At 74.1% G+C, this 5,291-nt stretch carries 5 protein-coding genes and 1 pseudogene; 2 read left to right on the top strand and 4 right to left on the bottom strand.

Going from position 1 to position 5,291, the window contains the following annotated elements; all coding sequences use genetic code 11:
- From VR45_RS47660 to VR45_RS39325, 3 genes and pseudogenes are all read right to left on the bottom strand, one after another.
- Positions 1-218: pseudogene (locus tag VR45_RS47660) on the bottom strand (hypothetical protein); the annotation flags it as partial.
- Positions 219-283: 65 nt separating this feature from the next.
- Entirely contained in the window at positions 284-826 is a 543-nt protein-coding gene (locus VR45_RS39330; protein WP_045944762.1) for a hypothetical protein, read from the bottom strand.
- A 130-nt stretch (positions 827-956) separates the two neighbouring features.
- Positions 957-1,364, bottom strand: a complete 408-nt coding sequence (locus VR45_RS39325) for a RidA family protein (RefSeq protein WP_045944761.1) — start codon at positions 1,362-1,364, stop codon at positions 957-959.
- Positions 1,365-1,513: 149 nt separating this feature from the next.
- Here VR45_RS39325 and VR45_RS39320 point away from each other — a divergent pair, with 149 nt between their 5' ends.
- A complete protein-coding gene (locus VR45_RS39320; protein ID WP_045944763.1) occupies positions 1,514-1,852 on the top strand; it encodes a helix-turn-helix domain-containing protein in 339 nt (112 codons plus the stop codon).
- A gap of 60 nt (positions 1,853-1,912) precedes the next feature.
- Here the strand turns inward: VR45_RS39320 and VR45_RS39315 are convergent, their stop codons facing one another.
- Positions 1,913-2,764, bottom strand: coding sequence for an NAD(P)H-binding protein (locus VR45_RS39315; RefSeq protein WP_045944760.1), 852 nt, complete (start codon positions 2,762-2,764; stop codon positions 1,913-1,915).
- 331 nt (positions 2,765-3,095) lie between these two features.
- On the opposite strand from VR45_RS39315, the gene VR45_RS39310 reads away from it, so the two are divergent.
- On the top strand, positions 3,096-5,291 hold a 2,196-nt coding region (locus VR45_RS39310; RefSeq protein ID WP_045944759.1), incomplete at its 3' end, for a BTAD domain-containing putative transcriptional regulator.

Genomic DNA, 5,291 nt, shown 5'->3' with positions numbered 1-5,291 from the left:
GGCACCGCCGGGTTGGCGGCGGCGGCCCCGGCGGTGGCCGGGTCCCGGAGCAGGGCGACCAGCAGGGCCGGGGGCAGGGCCGGGTGGCGGTGGGCGTGGGTGCGGACCTCGGGCGCGGCCGGGTTGAGGCCGATCCCGTCCAGCCACTCCCGCCCGAGCCGCGCCGACGGCACGGGAGGGTGGAGGAGTGCCGCCCACGGATCCTGCTGATGATCCACTCCCGCAGGGTAGAGCGCGTGGGAAGTCGGCGGGTCCGACTTCCCACGTCAGGGGGAGGGCGGGGTCAGGAGCTGCCCTCTCCCGCGATGCTCAGGGCCATCGCGAGGTGGCTGTAGCCGGGCAGGCTCGCCCCGACGGCCTTCTCGTAGCGCACGACGTCGGCGATCCCGAGCTTCTCGCCGGTGGGGAGGGTCCGGTTCGACGTCCACAGGAGCAGCCGCAGTTCCTCGTTCTCGACGGCGAGGAGCGGGGCGGAGGACTCCATCGGCGCTCCGTTGTGCAGTCTCCAGTCGGCGACGTCGTGCCAGAAGTCGGTCAGGCTGTCCCAGCAGATCGCGCTCCGGGGGCCGAGCAGCGGGCGGATGTCCTCGGGGGAGCGGAACGCGTCGAGGCCGTGGGAGGCGAGGTTCTGGAGGTTCTCCAGGACGCCCACGGCGAACGCGTACCCGTTCTCGTCCTCCAGCGCCGTCTCGCCGAGCGCCAGGATCTCGACGGTCGAGGGGTGGTCCCGCTGGGCGGCCCGGTAGGCGACCAGGCGGGCGAGCTGAAGGTCGTCGTCGGTGTCGGCCGGGGGAGCGGCGGGGCGGCGGCACCAGGGGAATCGCATGGTCGTTCTTTCGACGGGCATCGGTGGCGATCATGATCTCCCATGCCCGGGCACCCCGTGCACCGGGGCCCGCCCGCGCAGGAAGTCGGCGGGTCCGACTTCCTGCGCGCAGCGGGGCGGCGGCCCGGGCTCAGTCGAGGACGGCGACGGCCTCCACCTCCACCAGGTGCTCGGGCACGTCCAGCGCGGCCACACCGAGCAGGGTGGCCGGCGGGGCGGCGGTGGTCCCGAGCTTCGCGGTGGCCCGGGCGATGCCCTCCAGGAGCAGCGGCATCAGGTCGGGCGTCCAGTCGACGACGTGGACGGTCAGCTTCACGACGTCGTCGAAGGTCGCGCCCGCCCCGGCCAGGGCGGTGGCGACGTTGAGGTAGCACTGCTCGACCTGGGCGCCCAGGTCGCCCGCGCCGACGGTGGCGCCGTCGGCGTCCCAGGAGACCTGTCCGGCGATGTGGACCGTCCGCGAGCCGGTGGCGACCGCCACCTGGTGGTAGACGTCGATCGTGGGCAGCCCGTCCGGGTTCAGCAGGGTGATGGCCATGGCGGCTCCCGCCTCCTCGTGCTCTCTTGTGGTGACTCGGTCACCGTAGGAGAGTGTTCCCCGACGTGGAAGAACGCACTTTTCGGTGACTGGGGAACCTCAAGGTGAGCAAGCAGGTCAGCGGTTCGGCCGAGGAGCGGGCGGACGCGATGCGGGCGGACTCCCTGGCGCGGGAGATCTTCTCGGACATCGCCAACAAGTGGGCGCTGCTCATCGTCGAGGCGGTGGGGGACCGCACCCTGCGCTTCACCGAGCTGCGCAAGGAGGTCGACGGCATCAGCCACAAGATGCTGACGCAGAACCTGCGCCTGCTGGAGCGCAACGGCCTGGTGGAGCGCACGGTGTACCCGACGGTGCCGCCGCGCGTCGAGTACACCCTCACCGGGCCGGGCCGGGCCCTGCGCGCCACGGTGGACGCCATGTGCGACTGGACCCACCGCTACCTGGACGCGATCGAGGAGGCCCGCCGGCGCTTCGGTGCGGTCTGAACGGCCGTCTGAACGGCGTCTCGAACGGCGTCCTGAACGGCGTCCTGAACGCCGTCCCGCTCAGCGGAAGTCCGCCGTGTGGTCCACCGCCCACTCCCGGAAGGACCGGGCCGGGATCCCCGTGATCCGCTCCACCGCGTCGTTGACGGGCTCCGGGCGGTCGAGCATGGCCGCCTGGGCCGGGAGCACGGCCGCCACCAGCTCCGCCGGGTAGCCCGCGGCCCTCATCCGCTCGGCGGCCTCGGCCGGTGCGATCTCCTCGAACCGCAGCGGCCGTCCGACCGCCTCGCCGATCAGCGCCACCTGCTGTTCCTGGGTGACCAGTTCGGGGCCGGTGAGCAGGGGGCGGGCGCCGAGCAGGGTGTCCGTCGTCAGTGCCTGAACGGCGACGGCGGCGATGTCGGCCTCGTGGATCAACGGGCGGGCCAGCTTTGCCAACGGCGCCCGGACCGCGCCGGTCGCGCGGAGTTCGTCCGCCCAGCCCAGCGTGTTGCTCGCGAAGCCGGTGGGCCGCAGCGCCGTCCATTCAAGGCCCGATGTCTCGATCAGCCGCTCCAACTCGGTGTGGAACGCGGTGATCGGGTCACCCGGTGCGTCCTTCCCGTCCCCGACCCCGGCGGACGACAGGTAGACCACCCGTCGGGCGTGCTTCCCGACTGCGTCGATCACCTCCGCCGCGCCCTCGGCGCGCAGGAACGGCCACACCAGGAACACCGCGTCGACGCCCTCCAGAGCCGCGCCCAGTGACGCGGGATCACCGAGATCGCCACGCACCGCCCGCACGCCTTCGGGGAAGTCCGCCTCCCCCCTCACCAGTGCCCGCACGGGTACGCCCGCAGCGTGCAGTTGGGTCACCACCGAACCGCCGACCCGTCCGGTCGCGCCGGTCACCAGGATCGTGGGCTTTGTCATCGGAATCTCCTCGTCTCGCCGTTCGATGGCACGACCCTCGTACATCAACCGAGGTTCAGGTCAAGCGGCGGCCCGGGCGGCCGTCGGAGGTCGCGAACCGCGTCACCGGTCCGGTCAGGACAGGGGAATCGCATGGCCGCCCTTTCTGTCGGCACCGGTGGCGATCACGATCTCCCCCACCCGTGCACCCCGTGCACCCCGTGCACCGGGGGCCGGGCCGAGTCCGGCTCTCTCCACCGGTGGCACCCGTCTGACATGATCGGGTAATCGGATCGTCATCGAATGTAATGGCGCCCGACCGTGGCGTGCGGGGCCCTGGGGAGGGGATCGCGTGGAGTTCGGGGTTCTGGGGCCGTTGGAGGTGCGGACCGGCACCGGTGTCCGGGTCCGGCTGGGGGGTGATCGGCAGGAGCGGTTGCTCGCGGCGCTGTTGCTGAACGCGGACGGCAGTGTCCCGGTGAGCCGGTTGGTCGACGCGGTCTGGGGCGACCGTCCGCCGGCGACCGCCGGCCGCCAGGTCGGCAATCTGGCCGGGATGCTGCGCCGACGGTTCGCCGAGGCCGAACCCGCCGGCCCACCCGTGCTGCTGACCGGCGGCCACGGCTACCGGGTCGTGCTCGACGGCCACCGGCTGGACGCCCGGACCTTCGCCGACGGGGTCGCGCGGTCCCGTGCCGCGGCGGCCGCCGGTGAACCCGCCGCGGCGTTGGCGGACCTGCGGGAGGCGCTGGCACTGTGGCGCGGCCCGGTCCTGGACGGGCTCCCCGGGCGGCTTCCGGCCGCGGCCGGCGTCGCGTTGGAGGAGTTGCGGCTGACCGCCTGGGAGGACTGCCTCGACCTGGAGGCGGCCCTGGGCCGGTACCGTGAGACGGTGCCGGAGCTGACCGCCCTGGTCGCCGAGCATCCGCTCCGGGAGCGGTTCGCCGGGCAGTTGATGCGGGCGCTGCACCGCTCGGGCCGGACTGCCGACGCGCTGGCGGTCCACCGGCTGTTCGTCGGTCGCCTCGCGGAGGAGCTGGGGCTCGACCCGAGTCCCGAACTGCGGAATCTGCACCTGGAGTTGCTGAAGTCCGAGCCGGAACGGAACGGGCGCGAGGCGGTCGATCTCGGCCCGGACCCCGGCCCCGCCCTCGACCCGGACCTCGACCTCGCCCCCGACCCCGCGCCCGCCCCCGGGACGGTGGTGCCGCAGCCCGCCCAACTGCCCTCCCCGTCCGCCTCGTTCACCGGTCGCAGGACGGAACTCGCGGCACTCGACGGATTCGCCGCCGAGGCCGCCGCCGATCCCGGACCAGCCGCCGCTCCCGGACCGGCCACCGCCCCGGCGGCGGCGGTCTTCACCGTCTCCGGCACCGCCGGTGTCGGCAAGAGCACCCTGGTCGTCCACTGGGCCCACCGGGTGCGCGGCCGCTTCCCGGACGGCCAGCTCTACGCCGACCTGCACGGCTTCTCGGCCGGCCCACCGCTGTCCGCGCACGCGGTGCTGGCCCGGTTCCTGCGTGCCCTCGGGGTACCCGGCCCGCAGGTACCCAGCGCGCCCGACGAGGCCGCCGCGCTGTACCGGTCCATGCTGGCCGACCGGCGCGTCCTGGTCGTCCTCGACAACGCGCACAGCGCCGAACAGGTCCGCCCACTGCTCCCGGGCGGACCGCACTGCCTGACCGCGGTCACCAGCCGGACCAGCCTCGCCGGGCTCACCGCCCGCGACGGCGCCCGCTCACTGGCCCTGGACCTCATGCCCGACGCCGACGCCGTCGCCCTGCTGGACCGCGTCATCGGCGGCGACCGGGCCCGCACCGAGCCTGCCGCGGCCGCCGAACTCGCCACCGTCTGTGGACGGTTGCCCCTCGCGCTCGCCATCGCCGCCAGCCGCCTCGCCGTACGCCCCGGACTCACCGTCGCCGACCAGGTCGCCGAACTGCGCGACACCGAGGACCGGCTCGGCGCGCTGGAGATCGAGGGGGACGCCGCCTCGACCGTCCGCGCCGCCTTCGACCTCTCCTACCGCGCCCTGCCCGCCCGCGCCCAGGGCCTCTTCCGGCTGTTCGCCCTCGGCCCCGCCCCCGACCTCTGCACGGCCGCCGTCGCCGCGCTCTGCGGCGACCGCACCGCCGTCGTACGCCCGGTCCTGGGACAGCTGACCACCGCCCACCTGCTCACGTACGAGGGCCGCGACCGGTACCGCATGCACGACCTGCTGCGCCTGTACGCCGCCGAACGCGCCGCTTCCGAGACCGGGGCGGCCGAACGCGCCGCCGCCCGTGAGCGCCTCTGCGGCTGGTACCTGAACCACGCCGACGCGGCCGTCCGGCTGCTGACCCCGCACCGGCAACGGACGGGATTCCCCCGCCCCGGCTCCTGGTACGAGCCACCGGTGTTCGCCACGGCCGCCGAGGCGCGCAGGTGGTGCGAGAGCGAGCACACCCACCTGATGGGCATCGTGCGGGAGGCCGCCGAGCACGGTCTCGACGACTTCGCCTGGCGGCTGCCCCTGGCGCTGTGGGGCTACTTCTTCGTGAGCCCGCAC

This window comes from Streptomyces sp. NRRL S-495 (assembly GCF_000966955.1).
Taxonomy (GTDB): domain Bacteria; phylum Actinomycetota; class Actinomycetes; order Streptomycetales; family Streptomycetaceae; genus Kitasatospora; species Kitasatospora purpeofusca.
This window is presented reverse-complemented; position numbering and strand designations above follow the sequence as displayed.